27 protein-coding genes are annotated in these 20,213 nt (G+C 67.3%); 3 read left to right on the top strand and 24 right to left on the bottom strand.

The window, feature by feature from the left end; all coding sequences use genetic code 11:
* Positions 1 to 69: 69 nt before the first annotated feature.
* From ACZ7KI_RS03645 to eccB, 3 genes are read right to left on the bottom strand one after another with little or no spacing between them, the layout of a single operon-like run.
* A complete protein-coding gene (locus ACZ7KI_RS03645) occupies positions 70 to 1,227 on the bottom strand; it encodes a WXG100 family type VII secretion target (protein ID WP_470271643.1) in 1,158 nt (385 codons plus the stop codon).
* Positions 1,228 to 1,232: 5 nt separating this feature from the next.
* Positions 1,233 to 1,559: a hypothetical protein gene (locus ACZ7KI_RS03640; protein ID WP_470271642.1), complete on the bottom strand. Its 327-nt coding sequence runs from the start codon at positions 1,557 to 1,559 to the stop codon at positions 1,233 to 1,235.
* Between the two features lie 56 nt (positions 1,560 to 1,615).
* Positions 1,616 to 3,241 (bottom strand): type VII secretion protein EccB, encoded by a 1,626-nt coding sequence (gene eccB, locus ACZ7KI_RS03635; protein ID WP_470271641.1) that lies wholly within the window; start codon positions 3,239 to 3,241, stop codon positions 1,616 to 1,618.
* A gap of 546 nt (positions 3,242 to 3,787) precedes the next feature.
* Between eccB and eccE the strand changes: the two genes are divergently transcribed.
* The 3 genes from eccE to ACZ7KI_RS03620 all read left to right on the top strand — a co-directional run bounded on the left by eccE (position 3,788) and on the right by ACZ7KI_RS03620 (position 6,904).
* Positions 3,788 to 4,969 carry a type VII secretion protein EccE gene (gene eccE / locus ACZ7KI_RS03630; protein ID WP_465501053.1) on the top strand — a complete coding sequence of 394 codons (1,182 nt, stop codon included), beginning with the start codon at positions 3,788 to 3,790 and terminating at the stop codon, positions 4,967 to 4,969.
* The gene (locus ACZ7KI_RS03625; protein WP_465500841.1) at positions 4,966 to 5,688 is read left to right on the top strand and encodes a hypothetical protein; all 723 of its coding nucleotides are present in this window, start codon (positions 4,966 to 4,968) and stop codon (positions 5,686 to 5,688) included. Before eccE ends, ACZ7KI_RS03625 begins: the two co-directional genes overlap by 4 nt.
* A 256-nt stretch (positions 5,689 to 5,944) precedes the next feature.
* Positions 5,945 to 6,904: an endonuclease domain-containing protein gene (locus ACZ7KI_RS03620; protein ID WP_470271640.1), complete on the top strand. Its 960-nt coding sequence runs from the start codon at positions 5,945 to 5,947 to the stop codon at positions 6,902 to 6,904.
* On the opposite strand, the gene truA is transcribed toward ACZ7KI_RS03620, so the two are convergent.
* From truA to ACZ7KI_RS03515, 21 genes are all read right to left on the bottom strand, one after another.
* Entirely contained in the window at positions 6,874 to 7,707 is an 834-nt protein-coding gene (gene truA / locus ACZ7KI_RS03615) for a tRNA pseudouridine(38-40) synthase TruA (protein WP_470271842.1), read from the bottom strand. The genes ACZ7KI_RS03620 and truA overlap by 31 nt on opposite strands.
* Positions 7,708 to 7,780: 73 nt before the next feature.
* Positions 7,781 to 8,344: a 50S ribosomal protein L17 gene (gene rplQ / locus ACZ7KI_RS03610; RefSeq protein WP_061979948.1), complete on the bottom strand. Its 564-nt coding sequence runs from the start codon at positions 8,342 to 8,344 to the stop codon at positions 7,781 to 7,783.
* Positions 8,345 to 8,420: 76 nt separating this feature from the next.
* Positions 8,421 to 9,494 carry a DNA-directed RNA polymerase subunit alpha gene (locus tag ACZ7KI_RS03605; RefSeq protein WP_005166811.1) on the bottom strand — a complete coding sequence of 358 codons (1,074 nt, stop codon included), beginning with the start codon at positions 9,492 to 9,494 and terminating at the stop codon, positions 8,421 to 8,423.
* Positions 9,495 to 9,621: 127 nt separating this feature from the next.
* Positions 9,622 to 10,227, bottom strand: a complete 606-nt coding sequence (gene rpsD, locus ACZ7KI_RS03600) for a 30S ribosomal protein S4 (RefSeq protein ID WP_061979949.1) — start codon at positions 10,225 to 10,227, stop codon at positions 9,622 to 9,624.
* Positions 10,228 to 10,250: 23 nt separating this feature from the next.
* Positions 10,251 to 10,658, bottom strand: a complete 408-nt coding sequence (rpsK, locus tag ACZ7KI_RS03595) for a 30S ribosomal protein S11 (protein WP_004558885.1) — start codon at positions 10,656 to 10,658, stop codon at positions 10,251 to 10,253.
* 18 nt (positions 10,659 to 10,676) lie between these two features.
* Entirely contained in the window at positions 10,677 to 10,862 is a 186-nt protein-coding gene (locus ACZ7KI_RS03590) for a hypothetical protein (protein WP_004558884.1), read from the bottom strand.
* Positions 10,859 to 11,239: a 30S ribosomal protein S13 gene (gene rpsM / locus ACZ7KI_RS03585; protein ID WP_005166805.1), complete on the bottom strand. Its 381-nt coding sequence runs from the start codon at positions 11,237 to 11,239 to the stop codon at positions 10,859 to 10,861. The genes ACZ7KI_RS03590 and rpsM overlap by 4 nt, the downstream gene beginning before the upstream one ends.
* A 205-nt stretch (positions 11,240 to 11,444) precedes the next feature.
* Complete coding sequence (rpmJ, locus tag ACZ7KI_RS03580; protein WP_004558882.1) at positions 11,445 to 11,558, bottom strand: 50S ribosomal protein L36; 114 nt, start codon at positions 11,556 to 11,558, stop codon at positions 11,445 to 11,447.
* A 36-nt stretch (positions 11,559 to 11,594) separates the two neighbouring features.
* Positions 11,595 to 11,816 carry a translation initiation factor IF-1 gene (infA, locus tag ACZ7KI_RS03575; protein ID WP_005166804.1) on the bottom strand — a complete coding sequence of 74 codons (222 nt, stop codon included), beginning with the start codon at positions 11,814 to 11,816 and terminating at the stop codon, positions 11,595 to 11,597.
* Between the two features lie 542 nt (positions 11,817 to 12,358).
* Positions 12,359 to 13,135: a type I methionyl aminopeptidase gene (gene map, locus ACZ7KI_RS03570; protein ID WP_470271639.1), complete on the bottom strand. Its 777-nt coding sequence runs from the start codon at positions 13,133 to 13,135 to the stop codon at positions 12,359 to 12,361.
* A 44-nt stretch (positions 13,136 to 13,179) separates the two neighbouring features.
* Positions 13,180 to 13,734 carry an adenylate kinase gene (locus ACZ7KI_RS03565; RefSeq protein WP_470271638.1) on the bottom strand — a complete coding sequence of 185 codons (555 nt, stop codon included), beginning with the start codon at positions 13,732 to 13,734 and terminating at the stop codon, positions 13,180 to 13,182.
* On the bottom strand, positions 13,731 to 15,038 hold the full coding sequence (gene secY, locus ACZ7KI_RS03560; RefSeq protein ID WP_465460529.1) for a preprotein translocase subunit SecY: 1,308 nt from the start codon (positions 15,036 to 15,038) through the stop codon (positions 13,731 to 13,733). The genes ACZ7KI_RS03565 and secY overlap by 4 nt, the downstream gene beginning before the upstream one ends.
* Before the next feature lie 321 nt (positions 15,039 to 15,359).
* Positions 15,360 to 15,992, bottom strand: a complete 633-nt coding sequence (locus ACZ7KI_RS03555; RefSeq protein ID WP_470271637.1) for a LysE family translocator — start codon at positions 15,990 to 15,992, stop codon at positions 15,360 to 15,362.
* A 50-nt stretch (positions 15,993 to 16,042) separates the two neighbouring features.
* Positions 16,043 to 16,867, bottom strand: coding sequence for a hypothetical protein (locus tag ACZ7KI_RS03550; RefSeq protein WP_470271636.1), 825 nt, complete (start codon positions 16,865 to 16,867; stop codon positions 16,043 to 16,045).
* A 414-nt stretch (positions 16,868 to 17,281) separates the two neighbouring features.
* On the bottom strand, positions 17,282 to 17,728 hold the full coding sequence (rplO, locus tag ACZ7KI_RS03545; protein WP_037314680.1) for a 50S ribosomal protein L15: 447 nt from the start codon (positions 17,726 to 17,728) through the stop codon (positions 17,282 to 17,284).
* Complete coding sequence (gene rpmD, locus ACZ7KI_RS03540) at positions 17,725 to 17,910, bottom strand: 50S ribosomal protein L30 (RefSeq protein ID WP_076163011.1); 186 nt, start codon at positions 17,908 to 17,910, stop codon at positions 17,725 to 17,727. Before rpmD ends, rplO begins: the two co-directional genes overlap by 4 nt.
* 1 nt (position 17,911) lies before the next feature.
* A complete protein-coding gene (rpsE, locus tag ACZ7KI_RS03535) occupies positions 17,912 to 18,559 on the bottom strand; it encodes a 30S ribosomal protein S5 (protein ID WP_076163010.1) in 648 nt (215 codons plus the stop codon).
* Positions 18,560 to 18,590: 31 nt separating this feature from the next.
* Positions 18,591 to 18,989, bottom strand: coding sequence for a 50S ribosomal protein L18 (rplR, locus tag ACZ7KI_RS03530; protein WP_037314970.1), 399 nt, complete (start codon positions 18,987 to 18,989; stop codon positions 18,591 to 18,593).
* 2 nt (positions 18,990 to 18,991) lie between these two features.
* Positions 18,992 to 19,531 carry a 50S ribosomal protein L6 gene (rplF, locus tag ACZ7KI_RS03525; RefSeq protein WP_470271635.1) on the bottom strand — a complete coding sequence of 180 codons (540 nt, stop codon included), beginning with the start codon at positions 19,529 to 19,531 and terminating at the stop codon, positions 18,992 to 18,994.
* 16 nt (positions 19,532 to 19,547) lie between these two features.
* Positions 19,548 to 19,946 carry a 30S ribosomal protein S8 gene (rpsH, locus tag ACZ7KI_RS03520; RefSeq protein WP_005166791.1) on the bottom strand — a complete coding sequence of 133 codons (399 nt, stop codon included), beginning with the start codon at positions 19,944 to 19,946 and terminating at the stop codon, positions 19,548 to 19,550.
* 78 nt (positions 19,947 to 20,024) lie between these two features.
* Entirely contained in the window at positions 20,025 to 20,210 is a 186-nt protein-coding gene (locus tag ACZ7KI_RS03515) for a type Z 30S ribosomal protein S14 (RefSeq protein WP_005166789.1), read from the bottom strand.
* Positions 20,211 to 20,213 lie beyond the last annotated feature (3 nt).

Below are 20,213 nucleotides of genomic sequence, written 5' to 3'. Positions count from 1 at the left end.
GTGCGGGGCTCACCTCCGAGCCGCCCAGATCACGGTTAGCCCGCGAAAGTCGCTCCGCCCGTGGGGCACCTACTTGGCGGGCTTGGGCTTCGGGCCGGGTTTCGCGGGGGTGTCGTCCTCGCCGATCACGGGCGGGACGACCTGGCCGGGCTCGCCGACCACGTCGGACGGCTTCGAGGCGGGCCGGGTCTTCGACTGGTGAGCCGACTGGCCTCCCCCGCCCATGCCCATGCCCATCGGCGCCATTCCCATCGGCATCATCGCGGTTCCCGCCCCGGCGGCGGCCTGGCCAGGAGCCGGTGAGGCCTGCACGGGCGCGACCTCCGGGATCGGCGCCTGCCCTTGCTCGATCAGCGGTTCCTGCGATCCGGTCTTCCGGCCCTCGCCGGGATCGGCCGCGGACGGCGACGTCGACTGCTCCTCGGAATCAGGCTCAGCGGCTTCCGCCCCGTCGCCGTCGTTTTTCTCCGGCGTCGGCGCGCCTGCCGCCGCGGCCTCGTCATGGAGCTTGAACTCCTCTTGCGGGAACCGGTGGGCGATCTCGATGCTCCGCGAAGCCGCGTCAGGATCGTCGACGCCGTCGCAAAACCTCACGAAGCCCTCGAGCACGTCGCGTGCGGCTTCGAAGAGCGCCTTGGCCGACTCCTGCGCTTCCTCGAGCTGTGTTCGCGCCCGCCCGACGCCGCCGACCGGCAGCATCGCGGTCTCGGAGGTCAGTTCGGCCGTATCGACCAGAACCTCGACGAGGTCGGTCAGGATGCGGCGGATCGACAGCACCAATTCATCCAGCGAACCCGCCAACGTGGTGAGCGCGTCTTCGACATCAGTGCCCGCGATGTTGATGTCCCGGATGTACGCGACGAAGGCGTCGGCGTCCTTGCCCGACCAGCCGGCATCGAGGCGGCCGAGATCCTCCGACAGTTCTTTCGAGACGGTGCCCGCGGTCTTCGCCGCTTTCCGGAGCCGGTCGGCCTCGTCCTTCAGGTCCTCCCAACGTGCCGCCAGCGGGGTCAGGTAGGCCTCGACCGGGTCGATCAGCCCCAGATGGCCCGACAGCTCCGTGAGAAAGGCGAGATGCGGCGCTGCTGCCTCGACCAGGTCGTCGTCTCCCGACCCCGTCGCGTTTAGCGGGCTAAACGCGCTCGGGGCCGCCACCGGAGCGGCAGGGCGCGCGGACGCCATCGGGTGCGGGATGGAATCGGTCGGGTTCTCCGACTCGGCGATCATGCGGCTCAGAGCTCCACGGCGTGCTTGATCATCTGGGCGGCCTCGTCGTCGTGTCCGGCGTGCCGCGAGGTCACCGTGTGCAGGGCCTCCGACGCCGACCGCAGCGCGGCCGCGCCTTCCACCAGCTGACGTCGGATGGCCTCCGCCGCACGTCCGTAAGACGCGCCGAGTCCCAGCTCCTCCCCCAGCGCGCCGTGGGACTCGACGGTGACGCCGTCCCCGGTCACTTCGGCGGCCGCCAGCTCGAGCTCTCCGGCGGCCGCGTCCACCCTCTTCGCATAGTCACCGACGACGGTGCCGTCGATCTTCAGGCCGGCCACTGCACCCTCCACTCACCCGATAGTGCTTGGGCGTTGAGACGCGCGCGCCTGCCCAGGGGTTCCCGGGATCAGTTCCCCGCCGGAGCCTGCTGCGACTGAGTCGCGACCGAACCCGCCCTGTCGTCGATCGGCACCGTGTCGAACGTACGAAGCACGTCCTGCGTGTTCAGCGACGCGCCGACCGGCAGGATCCGGACGATGGCTTCCGGTGCGGGCACCCGCTTGTTGAGCCCGATCGAGTCCGCCGTGACCGCGTCCGGGACGCCGTACCGGATCCCGCGATCGGAGATCAGCTGGATCGGCCCCTTGTCGAAGGTCTCCTTGCCGGTCGCCGACTGGACGACCGCCGCGAAACCCGGCTCCATGTAGAAGCTGTTGATCGGCGCGCCGACCGGGCCGGGGGTACCGATCTTGACCCCGGGAGCGGAACCGTCGGCGTTCCTGCCCTTCGGCAGCTTGTCGTCGACGAACACCGCGGTGTGCCCGTCCCGGTTGGCGCCGTCGCCGACGATGGACCAGCTCAGGCAGGAGACCCGGGATCCCTGGGTCGCGTTGAGCACGGTGGGCACGGTCTGGGGGTACGCGTCGAGGTCGACAAAGCCCGCCTGTCCGGCGGTCACTCGCGTGACGTTGCGGATCTTGCCCAGTGCCACGGACATCACCGAAGTGCTGCCGTCGTTCTTCCCGGTCTGGACGATGTCCGCGACGGCCGGGGAAATGGGCTGGATCCCTTCCTTCGTGATGAGGTAGAAGTCGAGTTTCCCGCCGGCCTGCTCGGTGGAGAAGACGTCTCCGACCTTGAGGCCGTCGATGTCGAAGTTGGGCGTCCCGCCCTTGCCCTCGACGTCCGGCAGCTTCAGCTCCGGCACCTCGGGAATCGCGTCCAGCAGACCCTGGGAGATACCGCGAGGCTGATCGGGCAGCTTCAACGCGGACAGGACGGCGCTGGCGTCGGGCTTGATCTCGGCCTTGACGGCGTTCGCGTTCGGGAGGTTGGGGTTCGACGCCAGCCGGTAGATCAGATAGGTCCGGCCATTGGCGGCCTTGGCCAGCAGTGCCTCGTTCTGGCCGAGCTCACGGTTTCCCAGCTGCTTCACACCCGCGTAGACGGTCGTTTCCGTTTTCGTGAGATCCGGCCTCGGCACCGACGGGTCGTACATGACCTCGTCGCATACGCCCCACTCCGGGGCGACACGCTGGCCTTCGGTCGGCATCAGCTGCGGGCCGTTGGGAATGCCCATGAGCTGGCCGCGGGGAATGTTCTTCAGCTGTTCGTCCGAAACGACTGTGGGGTTCTTCACCTCGGAGGCCTGTGTGGGCCCGGAAGGCTTGTTTCCCGCCTGCTGCGCCCCCTGTTTCGACTGAGCGATGATCAGCAGCCTGGCGGAGGCGAGGTTGAAGGTCGGAATCAGTTTCTTGGGGTTCCCGGCGACGACGTAAACCGTTCCGGACTGTTCGCCGATGACGATGTTTCCCGCATCCGGCACGGAAGGCTTCGGGCTCAGGAGTCCCCAGATCACGAAGACCAGGACGCCCAGCGCGGCCAGCACGACTCCCACGATGGTGGCGCGCGTGTGCGTGCGCATCGGGTCGTGGAGCATGACGGCGTCGCGACGGACCAGCGCGGATTGCATCCGGCGCAGGACGAACTGATAAGCCTGAACTTGAGACTTAGTAGTCGGTGTTGATGGCATTCTCGACCTACAGTCCTCCCCGTCGCGGTACGGTTCCGCAGGATAGCCGTACGGGGACCGTCTGGTGTGGGGTTTCTACCAACTCCAGCTAGGGTCGAGTTCCTCGGGACCGGCTTTCCGGGTACGCAGCACGCACGAGGGGAAGAGAAAGCGCGGATGTCCGTCACCACTCCTCCACGTCCGCCTGGCCCTCCGGGGTCTCAACCTCCAGGCCGCCCGCCGGGGCCGCCGCCAAGGCCCGGCAGGCCGGGCGGTCCGGGTGGCCCCGCCGGAGGCCCGGGAGGCCCCGGTGTTCCTCGCGGACCCGGTGGCCCAGGAGGGCCAGGAGGCCCTGGCGGACCGCAGGGTCCCGGCGGCCCCGGTCCAGGAGGGCCTGGTGGGCCCGGCGGACCTGGTGGCCCGGGAGGCCCTGGTGGGCCCGGTGGCCCGGGCGGTCCTCCGTCCGGCGGCCCCGGCCCGCAGTCCGGTCCTCCGCCCACCCCGGCGGTGCGGATAGCCGCGCCCGCGCGGCGCCGGACCGGCGGGATCAACCTCGGCCCGCTGCCCGTGGCGAACCTGGTCGTGCTCGAACTCGGGCTCGCGATCGGTCTCGTGCTCCTCGCGATCGACATGAAGCTGAAATACGTCGCGATCGGCGTCCTCGTGGTCGCGATCGTCATCGCGTTCCTGCGCTGGGGCGGCCGCTGGTTCACCCAATGGGCTGGACTCACCACGCGGTACATGCTCCGTTCGCATGATCGTGTGGCGACTCCGCTTCCGCCGAGCAGCATCGAGACGCTCGCCGCCGAAGAGGACGCGGTCACCGGCCCCGACGACGCCAGGGTGAACCTTCTTCGCCTCGCCGTTCCCGATCTCGTCGTCGCGCACGGCGTCGACCACGAACGCCAGCAGGTCGGCATCGCGTGGAACGACGGGACGTGGACCGCCGTCCTGCTCGTCGAGCCCGCTCCCGCGCTGATCACCCAGGCCGGTGGCGCACCGAGCCTGCCGCTGTCCGCGCTCGCGCCGTGTCTCGAAGACCGCGGTGTGGTCCTCGACTCGATCCAGATGATCTGGCACTGCTACCCGGGTAGCGCGGCGCTTCCGTCGGACTCGCCGGCGCTCAGCTCCTACATGGAGGTGCTCGGCCCGCTTCCCGCGGCCGCACGGCGGACGACCTGGGTCGCCATCCGGCTCGACCCTCGCCGGTGCCCGGCCGCCATCCGCGAACGCGGTGGCGGCGTCGTCGGTGCGCACCGCGCGCTGATCGGTGCGCTGTCGCGGGTGCGCAACGCCTTGGAGTCCCAGGGCGTGCCGACCCGGCCGCTCGATCCGGACGAGCTGCTGCGGTCCAGCATTTCGGCCGCCGAGCTGACCGCGGTCGCCGGTTCGCCCGCGAAAGTCGGTCTGCAGGAGCGGTGGACCGGCGTCACCGCGGCGGGTATCGGACACGCGAGCTACGCGATCACCAGCTGGCCCAAGGGCAAGATCAGCGGCAGCCTGAACGCGCTGACCAGTGTCCGAGCGTTGTCCGCGACGGTGGCGATGTCGATCTCGCCGTCCGCTGACGAAGGCAAGATCGGCTTGCGGGGCATCGTGCGCCTGAGCGCGCGGAACCCGCGTGAACTTGATGCGGCGGACCAGCGGCTCCAGGGCATCTCGGACCGGCTGGGCGTGACGCTGACGCCGTTGCGCGGCCTGCAGATATCCGGGTTCTCCGCGACGCTGCCGATCGGAGGCACGGCATGAGCACCCGAATGCGTGACGCCGGCCAAAACACCGGGGTCGCCCCGGAATTCACCGTCGACCCCGCGATGCTCGACGCGATCAGCCCGTCCGGCGACCGAGGCGGAATCGTCCTCGGCTCCGGGCTCAAGGGCGAACCGCTGACGATCTCCGCGCTGCGCTCGACACCGACCCGGATCGTGCTGGTCGGCGGCCTGTACCTGGCTCGCCAGGTGGCGCTGCGGGCGATGGCCGTCGGGGCGTGGGTCGTCGTGGCGACCGGACGTCCGGCCGCGTGGCAGGTTCTCCCCCAGGCGGCGGGGAATCAGCCCAACGGCAGGCCGTCGCCGCTGGTGCAGATCCGGCGGCTGTCGCCGGTGGACCTCCCGCGCCCGTCGGAGGACGCGCCGCTGCTCGTGGTGACCGACGGCGGCCCGACGCCACAGGACCTGTTCCCGCCGCGTTCGCCGTGGCAGACGACGGTCTACGTGCTGCCGTACCTGCACCCCCAGGCCGGGGCGACCGCGAACGCGGCCGATCTGGTGCTGATGCAGCGGCTCCCGCCCGGGCAGGCCGAACTGGCCGCGCGGATCTGGCGACTCCCGCCGCAGATGATGAAGCAGCTCACGACGTTGAAGGACGACCAGGTCGTCGCACTGGGACGCAACCTGTGGCGTCCCCTTCGCCTGGTCACGACGGCCAAGGAACAGCAGATCCTGGGCCCCGTGCGCCGCGGCGACTAACCCGCCCGCGTCGACTTTAGCGGCCTAAAGGTGCTCCGCGGGGGCACTGTCCACATCGGACAGTGCCCCCGTTTTGCGTCCCGCCCCAGAGCGCGATTAGGGGGCGAAAGTCGACCTGGGCCGGGAAGCGGGTCGCGCGTTGGTCGGTCAAGAGGCAATCGTGACGGCTGTGGATAAGCCGGGGGTTGTGGATAAGTCGGCACCGCGGGGGCGGTGAGAGCCATGGGTTGTCGGTCTTGTCGATCACCGTGTCGGCATGACCAAACCATTCGATTCATCCCATCTCCCCGACGTCTTCCGCGGCTCCGAGGCACGCAAAGCGGGTCTCATCACGGCGAGCCGATTACGCGGTCCCAGCGTCCGAAGGCTGTTCCAGGACGTCTACACGCGCGCTGACGTGGAAGTCACGCACGAGCTGCGCTGCCGTGGCGCCGCGTTGCTGGCACCGCCGGAAGCCGTGCTGACCGGCCGATCGGCCGCGACCGTCCACGGCATCGAGCTGGCAAAGCCCAACGACCCGGTCGAGATGGTCGTGCCGGAGAAGCACCGCTTCGGCCCGATAGTCGGTATCAAGGTTCGGCGGACCGAAGTCAAACCCGAAGAATCGAAGCCGTGGAACGGCATTCGTATCGCGAGGAAAAGCCGGATCGCGTTGGACTTGCTCCTCCGGCTTTCTCCCCGTAAAGCCGGGTGGGTGCGACGGCTCCGCACCGGCGTCCCGGATCTGGATCAGTTCATGAGAGCCGAGAAGCTGACTGATCTGCATCTCAACCGAGAGTTCTATGGCCGCCGTAATCGGGGGATCCGCCTGGCCAGACATGCTTTGCGGCTGTCCGATCCCCGCGCGGAGTCGCCCCGGGAGTCGGAACTTCGAATCGTGTTGGCCGCCGGCGGCATCAAGACGACACCTCAGGTCGAGGTTTTCTCCCGGACGGGTCATTTCATCGCTCGCCTGGACCTCGCGGACGACGAGGCCAAAGTCGCCATCGAATACGACGGCCGTTGGCACAACACAGCGAAACAACGAGCCCACGACCGCAAACGCCGAAGACGCGCGGAAGCCGAGGGCTGGCGGTTCGTCATCGTCACCGCGGACGATCTGGCGACCGACTTCGAAGGCGTTGTCGAGGCCGTCCGGCGGGCCCGCCGGAGCGCGGTTAGCCCGCTAACTGTGCCGCGGCCGGGTCAGGAGGGAGTGCGCATGGCGCGCGTTTGATCGGCACGGGCGGCGAGTTCCGTGTCCGGCGGATAGTCGACGGCCATGAGTGTGAGGCCGTGGGCGGGAGCGACAGCGCTGTCGCGCGTGCGGCTCTCCAGGACGTCACCGGGCCAATCCAGCGGACGGCGGCCATCGCCGACCAGAAGCAGTGCCCCCACCAGGCTGCGCACCATCGAGTGGCAGAAGGCGTCGGCAGAGACGTCGACCTCGACCGCATGCGGCCCGGTACGCCGCCAAACGAGCCTCTGCAGCTCTCGGATGGTCGTCCCACCTTCGCGCTGTTTACAGAAGGCAGCGAAGTCCTGGAGCCCCAAGAGGGACGCTGACGCCTCGTTCATCGCGTCGATCGAGAGCGACCGGCCCCAGGCCAGGGTGTCATGGCGCCTCAGAGGATCCACGCCCCACGGCGCGTCGGAGACTCGGTAGCGATAGTGCCGCCGCACGGCGGAGAACCGGGCGTCGAAGCCAGCCGGCGCCACGCGAGCGCCCAGTACCCGGACGTCACCCGGCAGATAGCGGTTCCAGCGGTGACACATCCGCCCCAGGTCAGGAATGCCCTGCTCGTCCAGTTCCAGACGACCGGATCGCGTTTTGCCCGCTAAAGGCGACACGTCGACGTGGACCACCTGGCCGGCGGCGTGCACACCGGCATCGGTGCGGCCGGCGACGACGACGGACTTCGGGACCGAGGCTCCTGGAGGCTGCTTCGCGAGCGCCTCTTCGAGGACGCCCTGGACCGTGCGCCGTCCAGGCTGCCGCGCCCAGCCGGAGAAATCGGTGCCGTCGTAGGAAACGTCCAGACGCAGACGAACGAGCCCGCCCTCCGCAGTGGGAGTGGCGGGCTCGTCCGGGGTGTTCGGTGCCGTCAGGACGTCAGTCCTTCTTGCTGTCCGCGTCCGCGGCGGGGGCCTCAGCGGCCTCGTCGGCGGCAGGAGCCTCGGTGGCCTCCGGAGCCTCAGTGGCGGCCGTGTCGGCAGCCTCAGTGGCCTCGGTGGTCTCCTCGGCGGCCGGGGCGGCAGCCTTCGGCTCGTCCTTGGCGAACTTCGTCTTGCGCGCGGCCTCGGCCTCGGCGGTGACGGTCTTCTCGGCCACCAGCTCGATGACCGCCATGGGGGCGTTGTCGCCCTTGCGCGCCATCGTCTTGGTGATCCGGGTGTAGCCACCCGGACGCTCCGCGAAGAACGGACCGATCTCGGCGATCAGCTTGTGCACGACGTCCTTGTCGCGCACAACGCGCTGGATCTGACGACGGTTGTGCAGGTCGCCCCGCTTCGCCTTCGTGATCAGCTTCTCGGCCAGCGGGCGCACCCGCCGGGCCTTCGCCTCGGTCGTCGTGATCTTGCCGTGCTCGAACAGCTGGGTGGCCAGATTGGCCAGAATCAGCCGCTCGTGCGCGGGCGACCCGCCGAGACGGGGTCCCTTTGTGGGGGTGGGCATCGGTTCTCCTCGTTCAGCTCACAGCTGGAGGCCGTCGCTCCCCCACCCTACTGGTGTGAGGGAGCCGTAGCTGGCCTTACAGCTGCTCCGTCTCTGCGTAGTCCTGGCCATCGTCGTGGCCATTGTCCGAAATTCCGTCCGTGATGCTGTCGACGCCCTCGGACCAGCCTTCACCGTCGTAGCTGGCCGCGGCCGCGGTCGGGTCGAACCCGGGCGGGCTGTCCTTCAGCGCGAGGCCGAGACCGACGAGCTTGAGCTTGACCTCGTCGATCGACTTCGCACCGAAGTTGCGGATGTCCAGCAGGTCGGCCTCGCTGCGCGAGACCAGTTCGCCGACGGTGTGGATGCCCTCGCGCTTGAGGCAGTTGTACGACCGGACGGTGAGGTCCAGGTCCTCGATCGGCATCGCGTAGGCGGCGATGGTGTCCGCCTCCTGCGGCGACGGGCCGATCTCGATGCCCTCGGCGTCGACGTTCAGCTCGCGCGCGAGACCGAACAGCTCCACCAGCGTCTTACCTGCCGACGCGACGGCGTCCCGCGGCGTGATCGACGGCTTCGTCTCCACGTCCAGGATCAGCTTGTCGAAGTCGGTGCGCTGCTCGACACGGGTCGCCTCGACCTTGTAGGTCACCTTCAGCACCGGGGAGTAGATGGAGTCGACCGGGATCCGGCCGATCTCCGCGCCCGCCTGCTTGTTCTGCAGGGCCGGAACGTAACCGCGGCCGCGCTCGACGACGAGCTCGATCTCGAGCTTGCCCTTGCCGTTCAGCGACGCGATGTGCAGATCCGGGTTGTGCACGGTGACACCGGCCGGGGGCACGATGTCGGCAGCCGTGACCTCACCGGGGCCCTGCTTGCGCAGGTACATGGTGACCGGCTCGTCCTCTTCCGAGGAGACCACGAGCTCCTTGAGGTTCAGGATGATGTCGGTGACGTCTTCCTTCACCCCGGGAACGGTGGTGAACTCGTGCAGCACGCCGTCGATGCGGATGCTCGTCACGGCCGCGCCCGGAATGGACGACAGCAGCGTGCGCCGCAGCGAGTTGCCGAGCGTGTAGCCGAAGCCGGGCTCCAGCGGTTCGATGGTGAACCGGGAGCGGGTCTCGTTGACCGTCTCTTCGCCGAGAGCCGGCCGCTGGGAAATCAGCATCTTTCCTAATTCCTTTCCAAACGGCGCCCGCCATATGACACCGAAAGGGATGGCGAAACGGCGGCGCACTCCGGGCGCCGCCGCCCGTGCCCACACCGGGCCGGGGAAACCCCGGCCCGGTGATGGATCACTTCGAGTAGAGCTCGACGATCAGCTGTTCCTGGACGGGAACATCGATCTGAGCGCGCTCCGGGAGCTGGTGGACCAGCACACGGAGGTTGGACGGAACAACCTGGAGCCACGCGGGAACGGGACGCTCGCCGAACGACTCCTTGGCAGCGACGAAGGGCAGCATCGAGAACGACTTCGGCCGCACGTCGATGATGTCCCACTTGCTGACCTGGTACGAGGGAACGTTGACCTTGACGCCGTTGACCACGAAGTGGCCGTGGCTCACCAGCTGACGCGCCTGACGGCGGGTGCGGGCGATGCCGGCGCGGTAGATCACGTTGTCGAGACGGGACTCGAGGATCTGCAGCAGGTTCTCACCGGTCTTACCGGGACGCCGGACGGCTTCCTTGTAGTACCGGACGAACTGACGCTCGAGAACGCCGTACGTGTAACGAGCCTTCTGCTTCTCCTGCGACTGCAGGAGGTACTCGGACTCCTTGATCCGACCGCGGCCGTGCTGGCCGGGCGGATAGGGGCGACGCTCGAAAGCCTGGTCGCCGCCGATGAGGTCAACCTTGAGGCGACGCGAAATACGCGTCGCGGGGCCGGTGTAACGAGCCATTTCTTCTTACTCCTCCCCGTTCCTCAGACCCGGCGCCGCTTGGGCGGGCGGCAGCCGTTGTGAGGCTGCGGGGTCACGTCCTGGATGGTGCCGACCTCGAGGCCGGCCGCCTGCAGCGAGCGGATCGCCGTCTCGCGGCCCGAACCCGGGCCCTTCACGAAAACGTCGACCTTCTTCATGCCGTGCTCGGCAGCCTTGCGGGCGGCGTTCTCGGCGGCCATCTGCGCGGCGAACGGGGTGGACTTACGCGAGCCCTTGAAGCCCACGTGACCACTCGACGCCCACGCGATCACGGCACCGGTCGGGTCCGTGATCGAGACGATGGTGTTGTTGAAGGTGCTCTTGATGTGCGCGTGACCGTGCGCGACATTCTTCTTTTCCTTACGGCGGACCTTCTTGGCCCCCGCCGCAGTACGAGACTTCGGTGGCATGTTTTGAGGGTTCTCCTGTTAGCGCGCGTTCTCTTGGTGAGCGGCGACCGCTTCGGCCTGGCCGCGCCGGATGATCGAACCGGCGTCGGTGTACAGGTTCCGCAGCGCCATCGGGCGGGCGTAGAGCGCCTTGGGCGAGACACAAGCCGAGCCGCGACGGTGAACGCCGCCCATCTGCACGACCTTCTTGCCCTGGACGCTCACTTCTTGCCAGCCTTCTTCTTGCCGGCGACCGTCTTCTTCGGACCCTTGCGGGTGCGGGCGTTGGTCTTGGTGCGCTGACCACGGACGGGAAGTCCGCGACGCCAGCGAAGGCCCTCGTAGCACCCGATCTCGATCTTCCGACGGATGTCGGCGTTCACCTCGCGGCGAAGGTCACCCTCGACCTTGAAGTTCTCTTCGATGTAGACCCGCAGCTTGGCGAGGTCGTCATCGCTCAGATCCTTGACGCGAGTGTCCGCGTTGAGCTCGGCAGCCGCGATGAGCTGCTTCGAGCGGGTACGGCCGATGCCGTAGATGTAGGTCAGCGCGATCTCCAACCGCTTTTCGCGGGGGAGGTCTACGCCAGCGAGTCGTGCCATTGGCGTTGATGCTCCTTCATAGAATTCATCTTCAGGTCTGCTCCCCGTCCGGTCCCGGGACCGACTCGCCTGTCGTGCCCTCTGCTTGCGCTTCGGGTGTCCCGGCCTCGGCCTGAAGTCCGAGGGTGAACCGGGCCGTTCGCACGGCCCGGCAGGTGCGGGGAGATTGTGTAGCCGTCAATCCACTCTGTACGAGTGCGAGTGATCAGCCCTGCCGCTGCTTGTGCCGCAGGTTCTCGCAGATCACCATGATCCGGCCGTGACGGCGGATCACCTTGCACTTGTCGCAGATCTTCTTGACGCTCGGCTGGACCTTCACGTCTCCTGCTCTCCTGCTTGTGCTAACTCGTCGTGATCACTTGTAGCGATAGACGATGCGACCACGAGACAAGTCGTAGGGCGAGAGCTCCACGACAACCCTGTCCTCGGGCAGGATGCGGATGTAGTGCTGCCGCATCTTGCCGCTGATGTGTGCAAGGACCTTGTGGCCGTTCTCCAACTCGACGCGGAACATCGCGTTGGGGAGCGGCTCGACTACGCGGCCTTCGACCTCGATGGCCCCGTCTTTCTTGCCCATGTCCTCCGCATTTCCTGTCGCTACGCTGTGTTATCAGTCAGAGCTTGAGTGCTTGGCTGGGTGGTGCTTCGGCACACTCCTGCCCGGCTCCAATGTCCGTTCGCGAGAATTCACGAGCGCGCAGGATCCGGGCGCGATGAGTACACCGACTTGACAGTGTACGCAACCCGTGTCGTGAGCCCCAAACGGGGGGTAACTGTGTTAGATGACCCCTGTGCCCGCCGGTGACGACTGCCTCCATCGTACGCCTGCGCCGACGTGCGTTTCGCCCCCTAATCGCGCTCCGGTGGGCTTGTGACCTGGCGCGCCTCGGCGGGGCCGAAGTCCACCCGATGGGGGCAAGGCGCGGGCGCCTCTGCGGCGGGCCTCGGCGCTATGCCGGACGGCGGGCGGACTCGCGTTTAGCGGGCTAACTGCGCTCCGGCGCCCACGCGACTTTCGCCCCCTAACCGCGCTCGCCGGGAGCGCGATTAGGGGGCGAAACGCAGGTCAGGGCGCACTTGCGTTTAGCGGGCTAAACGCGATCCGGGCGAGGGGCTGGGTCAGGCGTCTTCGGGGGCGGTCAGCACCCAAGGGCCGTCATCGGTGATGGCGACGGTGTGCTCCCAGTGCGCGGCCCGCGAGCCGTCCGCGGTCACGACGGTCCACCCGTCGTCGAGTTCGACGGTCTCACCGCCGCCACCGGTCAGCATGGGCTCGATCGCGAGCGCCATCCCGGTCTTGAGCCGCGGGCCCTTGCCCGGCTTGCCCAGGTTCGGCAGGAACGGGTCCATGTGCATCTGGCGCCCGATGCCGTGACCGCCGTACTCGACGATCATCCCGTACTCGATGCCGTCTTCCCGGCTCGCCTTCTCGGCCGCGGTCTGCACGGCGTGCGAGATGTCGGTGAGCCGGCCGCCGGCCGACACAGCGGCGATCCCCGCCCACATCGCCGCCTCGGTGGCCGCCGAAAGCGCGAGATCCGCCTTCGACACCTCACCGATCGCGAGGGTGACCGCGGAGTCGCCGTGCCAGCCGTCGAGGATCGCCCCGCAGTCCACGGAGATGATGTCGCCCTCGTTGAGGACCTGTGTCTTCGACGGGATGCCGTGGACGATCTGCTCGTTCACCGAGGCGCAGATCGACGCCGGGAAGCCGTGGTAGCCCTTGAACGAGGGCACGGCCCCGGCGTCGCGGATCGTCTGCTCGGCGAGTTCGTCGAGATCGGCCGTCGTGGCCCCCGGCTTGGCGATCTCGCGCACCGCGGTGAGGGTGCGCCAGACGACCAGACCGGCGGCCCGCATCGCCTGTAGCTCGCCAGGGGTCTTGAGCTCGATCATGCGCCCACGACGAAGTCGTTGCAGTACACGCAGTCCTCCGAGATTCACGTGCGGTCGCGCAGCGCTTCCAGCACGCGGGCGGAGATCTCGTCGACCGTGCCGACGCCGTTGACCGTGACGAGGATGTCCGCGTAGTACTCGAGCAGCGGAGCCGTCTCGGACACGTAGATCTGCTGACGACGACGGATGACGTCTTCGGTGTCGTCCGAGCGGCCGCGCGAAAGCAGCCGCTCGACGACGACGTCCTCCGAAACCTGGAGCTGGATGACCGCGTTGAGCTCGGTGTCGGCCTCGCCGAGGATCTCACCGAGGACCTCGGCCTGCTTGGTGTTGCGCGGGAAGCCGTCCAGCAGGAACCCGACCTTGGCGTCCGGCTCGGCCAGGCGCTCGCGCACCATTTCGTTCGTGACCGAGTCAGGGACGAGCTCACCGGAATCCAGGTAGCGCTTGGCCTCCTGGCCCAGCGGCGTCTGCTCGCCCACGTGGGCGCGGAACAGATCGCCGGTCGAGATGTGCGGGATCCGGAGCTTCTCCGACAGTGCTACCGCCTGAGTACCTTTGCCCGCGCCAGGAGGGCCAACGAGAACCAGGCGCGTCACTTCAAGAACCCTTCGTAGTTACGTTGCATCAGCTGGCTTTCGATCTGCTTCACGGTGTCGAGACCGACACCGACCATGATCAGCACAGCCGTGCCACCGAACGGGAAGTTCTGGTTGTTCCCGCTACCGGTGACGGACAGGAAGAAGTTCGGAAGGATCGCGATGATGCCCAGGTACAAAGAGCCCGGCAGAGTGATCCGGCCGAGGACGTAGCTGAGGTACTCCGCGGTGGGACGGCCCGGGCGGATACCCGGGATGAAGCCACCGAACTTCTTCATTTCTTCCGCACGCTCGTCCACGTTGAACGTGATCGTGATGTAGAAGTACGTGAAGAAGATGATCAACGCGAAGTACAGCAGGACGTGCGCCCAGCTGGACTGGTTGACGATGTAGTTCTGGATGAAGACCTGCCAGCCGGCGTTGCTGTTGGCATCCCCGACAAGGCGGCTGATCAGGTCCGGCAGGTATAGCAGCGACGAGGCGAAGATGACCGGGATGACACCGGCCTGGTTCACCTTGATCGGCAGGTAGGTCGAGGTTCCGCCGTACATGCGGCGGCCGATCATGCGCTTGGCGTACTGCACCGGGATCCGGCGCTGGCCCTGCTCGACGAAAATGACGCTGGCGATGATCACCAGGCCGAACACGCAGATCAGGGTGAAGACCACCGGGCCGGCGCTGCTGAGGATGTTGCCACCCTCGATCGGGATGCGGGCCGCGATGTTCAGGAAGATCAGCACGGACATGCCGTTGCCGACACCGCGCTCGGTGATCAGCTCACCCAGCCACATCATGACGGCGGTACCGGCGGTCATCGTGACGACGATGATGGCCAGCGTGTAGACGCTGTTGTCCGGGATGATCGCGGTTTCACACTGCGGGAAGAGCTGCTTACGGTCGGCGAGCGCCACCACACCGGTCGCCTGCAGGACCGCGAGAGCGATCGTCAGGTACCGGGTGTACTGGGTCAGCTTGCCCTGGCCGGCCTGGCCTTCCTTCTTCAGCTCCTCGAACCGCGGGATGACCACGGTGAGAAGCTGGACGATGATGCTCGCCGTGATGTACGGCATGATGCCGGTCGAGAACAGCGACAGCTGCAGTAGCGCACCACCGCTGAACAGGTTCAGCAGCTGATAGACGCCCTCCTGCGACCCAGTCTCCGTGCATTGCTGCACGGCGGAGTAAGAGATGCCCGGGGCCGGGATGGTGGCACCGATTCGGTAGACCGCGACGATGGCTAGCGTGAACAGGATCTTCTTACGTAGATCCGGCGTCGCGAGAGCCGAGCGGAAGGCGCTGAGCACGCGGGGGACCTCCTCGGCGTCGTCGGCTGTCTTACCGACGATCGGCTTGGCCGGCCTGGGGCCGGCAGGAATACACAGCTTTCTGGCACAAGCCAGGAACGCTTCGGGGCACACTCGTCCCGAAGCGTGTCGCCGACTCTAACAGCTTCACAGGGCGTGTTCGCAGTGCGTGTGGGTTTTCCGAACGAAGGTTGGTCCACAAGGCTGATCGACTTCCGCTTTCCCCTTTGGCACCTTGACAGATCGCCCTGTCGTTCCCCACTATTCGGCCGCGCCGGATCGCACTTAGCCCGCTAAACGCGCTGTGATCAGGCGTGGGGCTCAGGAGCTCGACGCGGCGAGGGCGCCCGCCATGCCGATCAGCACGACGCCGGTGCCGCGATCGACGTTGCGAGTCGCGCGGCGGGACAGGCGGAGCGACTTCACGAGCGTGCCTGCTCCGATATAAGTGGCGCCCGCGACGAATTCGGCCAGCAGATAAACGGCGCCGAGGATCGCGATCTGGGCGGCGAAGGAGCCGTGAGCTGCGTCGATGAACTGCGGTACGAACGCGGTGAAGATGAGGATCGCCTTCGGGTTCGTGATCGCGACGACGAATTCCTTCCTCGCGATCCGCAGCGCCGGTACGGGTTCAGCGCCTTGCGGCCCCGGCACCACCGCCGTCCGTTCGCCACGGAAGGTCGACCACAGCAGCCGACCGCCGATCCAGAGGAGGTAGGCGACACCCGCCCACTTGATCACCGTGAGTGCAAGTTCGGAGGCGGCGAGGAGTTGTCCGAGCCCTGCGGCGACCGCCGCGATCAAGACCGTGAACGCGGCCAAACGGCCTAACAGGCCGACGAGCCCCTTCCACGCACCCTGTGTCATGCCGTGGTGCAGGCCAAGCAGGTTGTTCGCCCCTGGCGTAAAAGCCACGAGCACCGCCGCACCGAAAAAGACCACCGCCCAAGCCATCGGCCACCTCCTCCCCCACCGTATCGGCCGACGCGAGCGCGTTTAGCGGGCTAATCGCGCTCCCTTGGACCGGGATCCGGCGGAGGCGCGAAGGCCGAATAGTCCGGCGGGGGCGCGGGCACCGGCTCGGGCGGGAGCACCGTGATGGAGATGCCGTCCTTCGGAGTGGGCATGTCCGCGAGACTCGGGTCGCCGCTCATGGGGATTTCGGCCTTCTCGACGCGGTGACTCATGATCGCCGCGCCCGCAGCGGCGGTGCTCGCGGCGAAAAGTGCCCACATGCCCGCTTCGAGCGTGGTCGTCGCTTTGAGGGAGGCCGCGAGTCCTACGCCTGCGGTCAACATTCCGATGGTGGTCACGACGCCGACGAGAAACACCGCTGCGCTGGTGGTCAGCCATCGGTCGAGCGCGTTGATGGGTGGTGAATAGGCCGCCCTCACGCTGACGAGCAGCGCGGCGAGAAGCAAGACCGCGGCAATGAGGAGTGGAATGCCTAAGGGCACGAACGCATTCTGAAACGTAACGCCTCTATCGGTGAACTCCGATCCCCAGGCGCTCTGCACTGTCGTCAGCGTTTGGCTTCCCTCTACGTCGAAACGGTACTCCGAGCGGTAGAGCGGAAAGAAGCAGCCGACGAGCGTCAGGACCATCGCCAAAGCGGACAGGCCTGCCGCGACCAGCTGACGCGGCTCGGGCCGGTCATACCGCTCCGGAGCGCCCACGGGGTCCGCGGGGCCCGGCACCGACACGACCGTCGGCGGCGGAGCGCCCAGCTGTTGCTGGAACGGCTGCGGATCCTGCCCGAAAGGTGTGTCCACCTCACGATCCTTCCAGCTCAGCCCGACAGCCGCCACGCCCTTCGCCTGGGTGGGCACGTCGACTTTCGCGGGCTAACCGCGATCTGGGGCTTGGGCACCTGGGCGACCGCGGGAGCACGGTTAGCCCGCGAAAGTCGACACCGGCCCGGGGCGCTTGGGCGGCCGGCAGATCGCGGTTAGGCGGCGAAAGTCGCCTGGGTGGCTTGGGACGGCCTGGGCTCACAGGTCGCGATTAGCCCGCGAAACGCAAGTCCGTGGGAGCGCCAGGGAGAAGGGGACCGGACGACAGTTAGGCCGCGAAAGTCGACATGGCCGCTAGGACACCCGGGCGACCACCAGATCGCGATCAGGCGGCGAAAGTCGACATGGTGGAGCCGAGCGGAGCGAAGGCGGGAGAGCGAAGCGAGCGCAAGCGAAAGGCCCGCCGTGGCGGAGCCAGGCGGGCCTTTCGGTGAAGCGAGCGAAGAGAGCTCAGAGCGTGGTGGCGGAGCCACCGGCGGCGGAGAGCTTCTCCTTGGCGGAGCCGGAGAAAGCATCGGCGGTGACGTCCAGCTTGACGCCGTTCAGGTCACCGTTGCCGAGCACCTTCACGAGCTTGTTCTTGCGAACAAGACCCTTCGCGACGAGCTCCTCGTTGCCGACCTTGCCACCCTCCGGGAAAACGCGGGCGATGTCGCCCAGGTTCACCGGCTGGTATTCGGTACGGAAACGGTTCTTGAAACCACGCAGCTTCGGGAGCCGCATGTGGATGGGCATCTGCCCACCCTCGAAACCGGCGGGCACGTTCTTCCGGGCCTTGGTGCCCTTGGTACCGCGACCGGCGGTCTTGCCCTTCGAGCCCTCACCACGGCCGACGCGGATCTTGTCGCGCTTCGCGCCCGGGGCCGGACGAAGGTGGTGGATCTTGATGGCAGTCATGCCTTGACCTCCTCGACCTCCACCAGGTGGCGGACCGTGTGGATGAGGCCGCGAACCTGGGGGGTGTCTTCACGCACCACAGACTGCCGGATCTTGCGCAGCCCGAGGGTGCGCAGCGATTCACGGTGGTTGTGCTTGGTGCCGATCTTGCTCTTGACCTGGGTCACCTTGAGCTGAGTCATGTCAGACCCCCTGACCCGCACGCTGGCGCAGCATCCGAGCAGGCGCGACGTCCTCGAGCGGCAGGCCGCGGCGGGCCGCGACCTCTTCGGGACGCTGCAGACCCTTCAGGGCCGCCACGGTGGCGTGCACGATGTTGATGGCGTTGTCGGAGCCGAGCGACTTCGACAGCACGTCGTGGACACCCGCGCACTCCAGGACCGCGCGGACCGGACCACCGGCGATGACACCGGTACCGGCGGAAGCCGGACGCAGCAGCACGACACCGGCGGCTTCCTCACCCTGGATCGGGTGGGGAATGGTGCCGCCGACGCGGGGAACGCGGAAGAAGTTCTTCTTCGCTTCCTCGACGCCCTTGGCGATGGCCGCGGGAACTTCCTTGGCCTTGCCGTAGCCGACGCCGACCTGACCGTCGCCGTCACCGACGACCACCAGGGCGGTGAAGCTGAAGCGACGACCACCCTTGACGACCTTGGCGACGCGGTTGATCGTCACGACCTTCTCGAGGTGCGGGGTCTTGTCCTGGCCGGCCCCGCCACGACCGCTGTCGCGACGATCCCGGCCGCCACCACGACGTTCATTGCGGTCGTTGCCGCCCTGTCCGCCGGGTCCGCCCTGTCCGCCGCCGAATTGCCGTGTACGTCCCGGCATCAGGCTGTCCTTCCATTCACGAGCATCTGCATCAGAATTCCAACCCCGCTTCACGGGCGGCGTCAGCGAGAGCGGCGATGCGGCCGTGGTAAGCGTTACCGCCACGGTCGAACACCACGGTCGAGACACCGGCGTTCTTGGCGCGGTTGGCGACAAGTTCCCCGACCTTCGCGGCCTTGGCCTTCTTGTCGCCGTCGAGCGCGCGGACGTCCGCCTCGAGGGTGGACGCCGACGCCAGGGTCTTGCCGGCGAGGTCGTCGATCAGCTGCACGGCGATGTGCCGCGACGAACGCTTGACGACCAGGCGCGGACGCTGGTCCGTGCCGTTGATCTTCTTGCGGAGCCGGAAGTGCCGACGGGCCTTCGCGACGCGGCGGCGGGTCGAGATGTCCTTGCCGACCGGCTTGCGCTTCGTAGTCGTGTCGCTCATGATCACTTACCCGTCTTTCCGACCTTGCGGCGGATCTTCTCACCCTCGTAGCGCAGGCCCTTGCCCTTGTACGGGTCCGGGCGGCGCAGCTTGCGGATGACCGCGGAGATCTGGCCGACCTTCTGCTTGTCGATGCCCGAGACCGAGAACCGGGTGGGGGTCTCGACCTTGAAGGTGATGCCTTCCGGTGCCTCGATCTTCACCGGGTGGCTGTAGCCGAGGGCGAACTCGAGGTCCGAGCCCTTGGCCTGCACGCGGTAACCGACACCGTGGATCTCAAGCTTCTTTTCGTAACCCTCGGTCACACCGACGACGAGGTTGTTGACCAGCGTCCGGGTGAGACCGTGCAGGGCACGGCTGGTGCGCTCCTCGTCGGGCCGCTTCACCTGCAGCGTGCCGTCCTCGGCGCGCTCCACGGTGATCGGCTCGGCGATGGTGTGCTCAAGGGTGCCCTTGGGCCCCTTGACCTGAATGTGCTGACCATTGATGGTCACCTCGACCCCGGAGGGGACGGCGACCGGCAGCTTTCCGATGCGTGACATGTCTGTGCCCCCTTCCTTACCAGACGTAGGCGAGGACTTCGCCGCCCACGCTGTTGCGTTTGGCCTGACGGTCGGTCTGGAGGCCGGACGACGTCGAGATGATCGCGACGCCGAGGCCACCGAGAACCGACGGCAGTTCGGTCGATTTTGCGTAGACCCGCAGGCCGGGCTTCGACACGCGGCGAAGGCCGGCGATGCTGCGCTCACGGTTGGGGCCGTACTTCAGCTCCACGATGAGGTTCTTGTGCTTCTCGCCCGGCTCGTCGCGGTAGCCCGAAATGTAGCCCTCGCGCTTGAGGATCTCGGCGATGTTCGCCTTGATCTTCGAGTGGGGAAGCACGACCTCGTCGTGGTAAGCCGAGTTCGCGTTACGCAGACGGGTCAAGAAGTCTGCGATGGGGTCGGTCATCGTCATGGTGACCTGTCAACCTTTCTCGCCCTGGTTCCCTGCTAGCGGCAGGGCCTGTGGCGAAGTGGGAGTTAAAAAAGACTCTTACCAGCTGGACTTGCGGACGCCGGGCAGCTCGCCCGCGTGTGCCATCTCGCGAAGGCAGATCCGGCAGAGTCCGAACTTGCGGAACACCGAGTGCGGGCGACCGCATCGCTGGCAGCGCGTGTAACCGCGAACCTTGAACTTCGGCGTCTTAGCGGCCTTGTGGACCAGTGCTTTCTTGGCCATCGA

It is taken from the genome of Amycolatopsis sp. NPDC039088, from assembly GCF_055598845.1.
The sequence above is the reverse complement of the archived record's forward strand: the minus strand, read 5'-3'. Positions and strand labels throughout refer to the sequence as shown.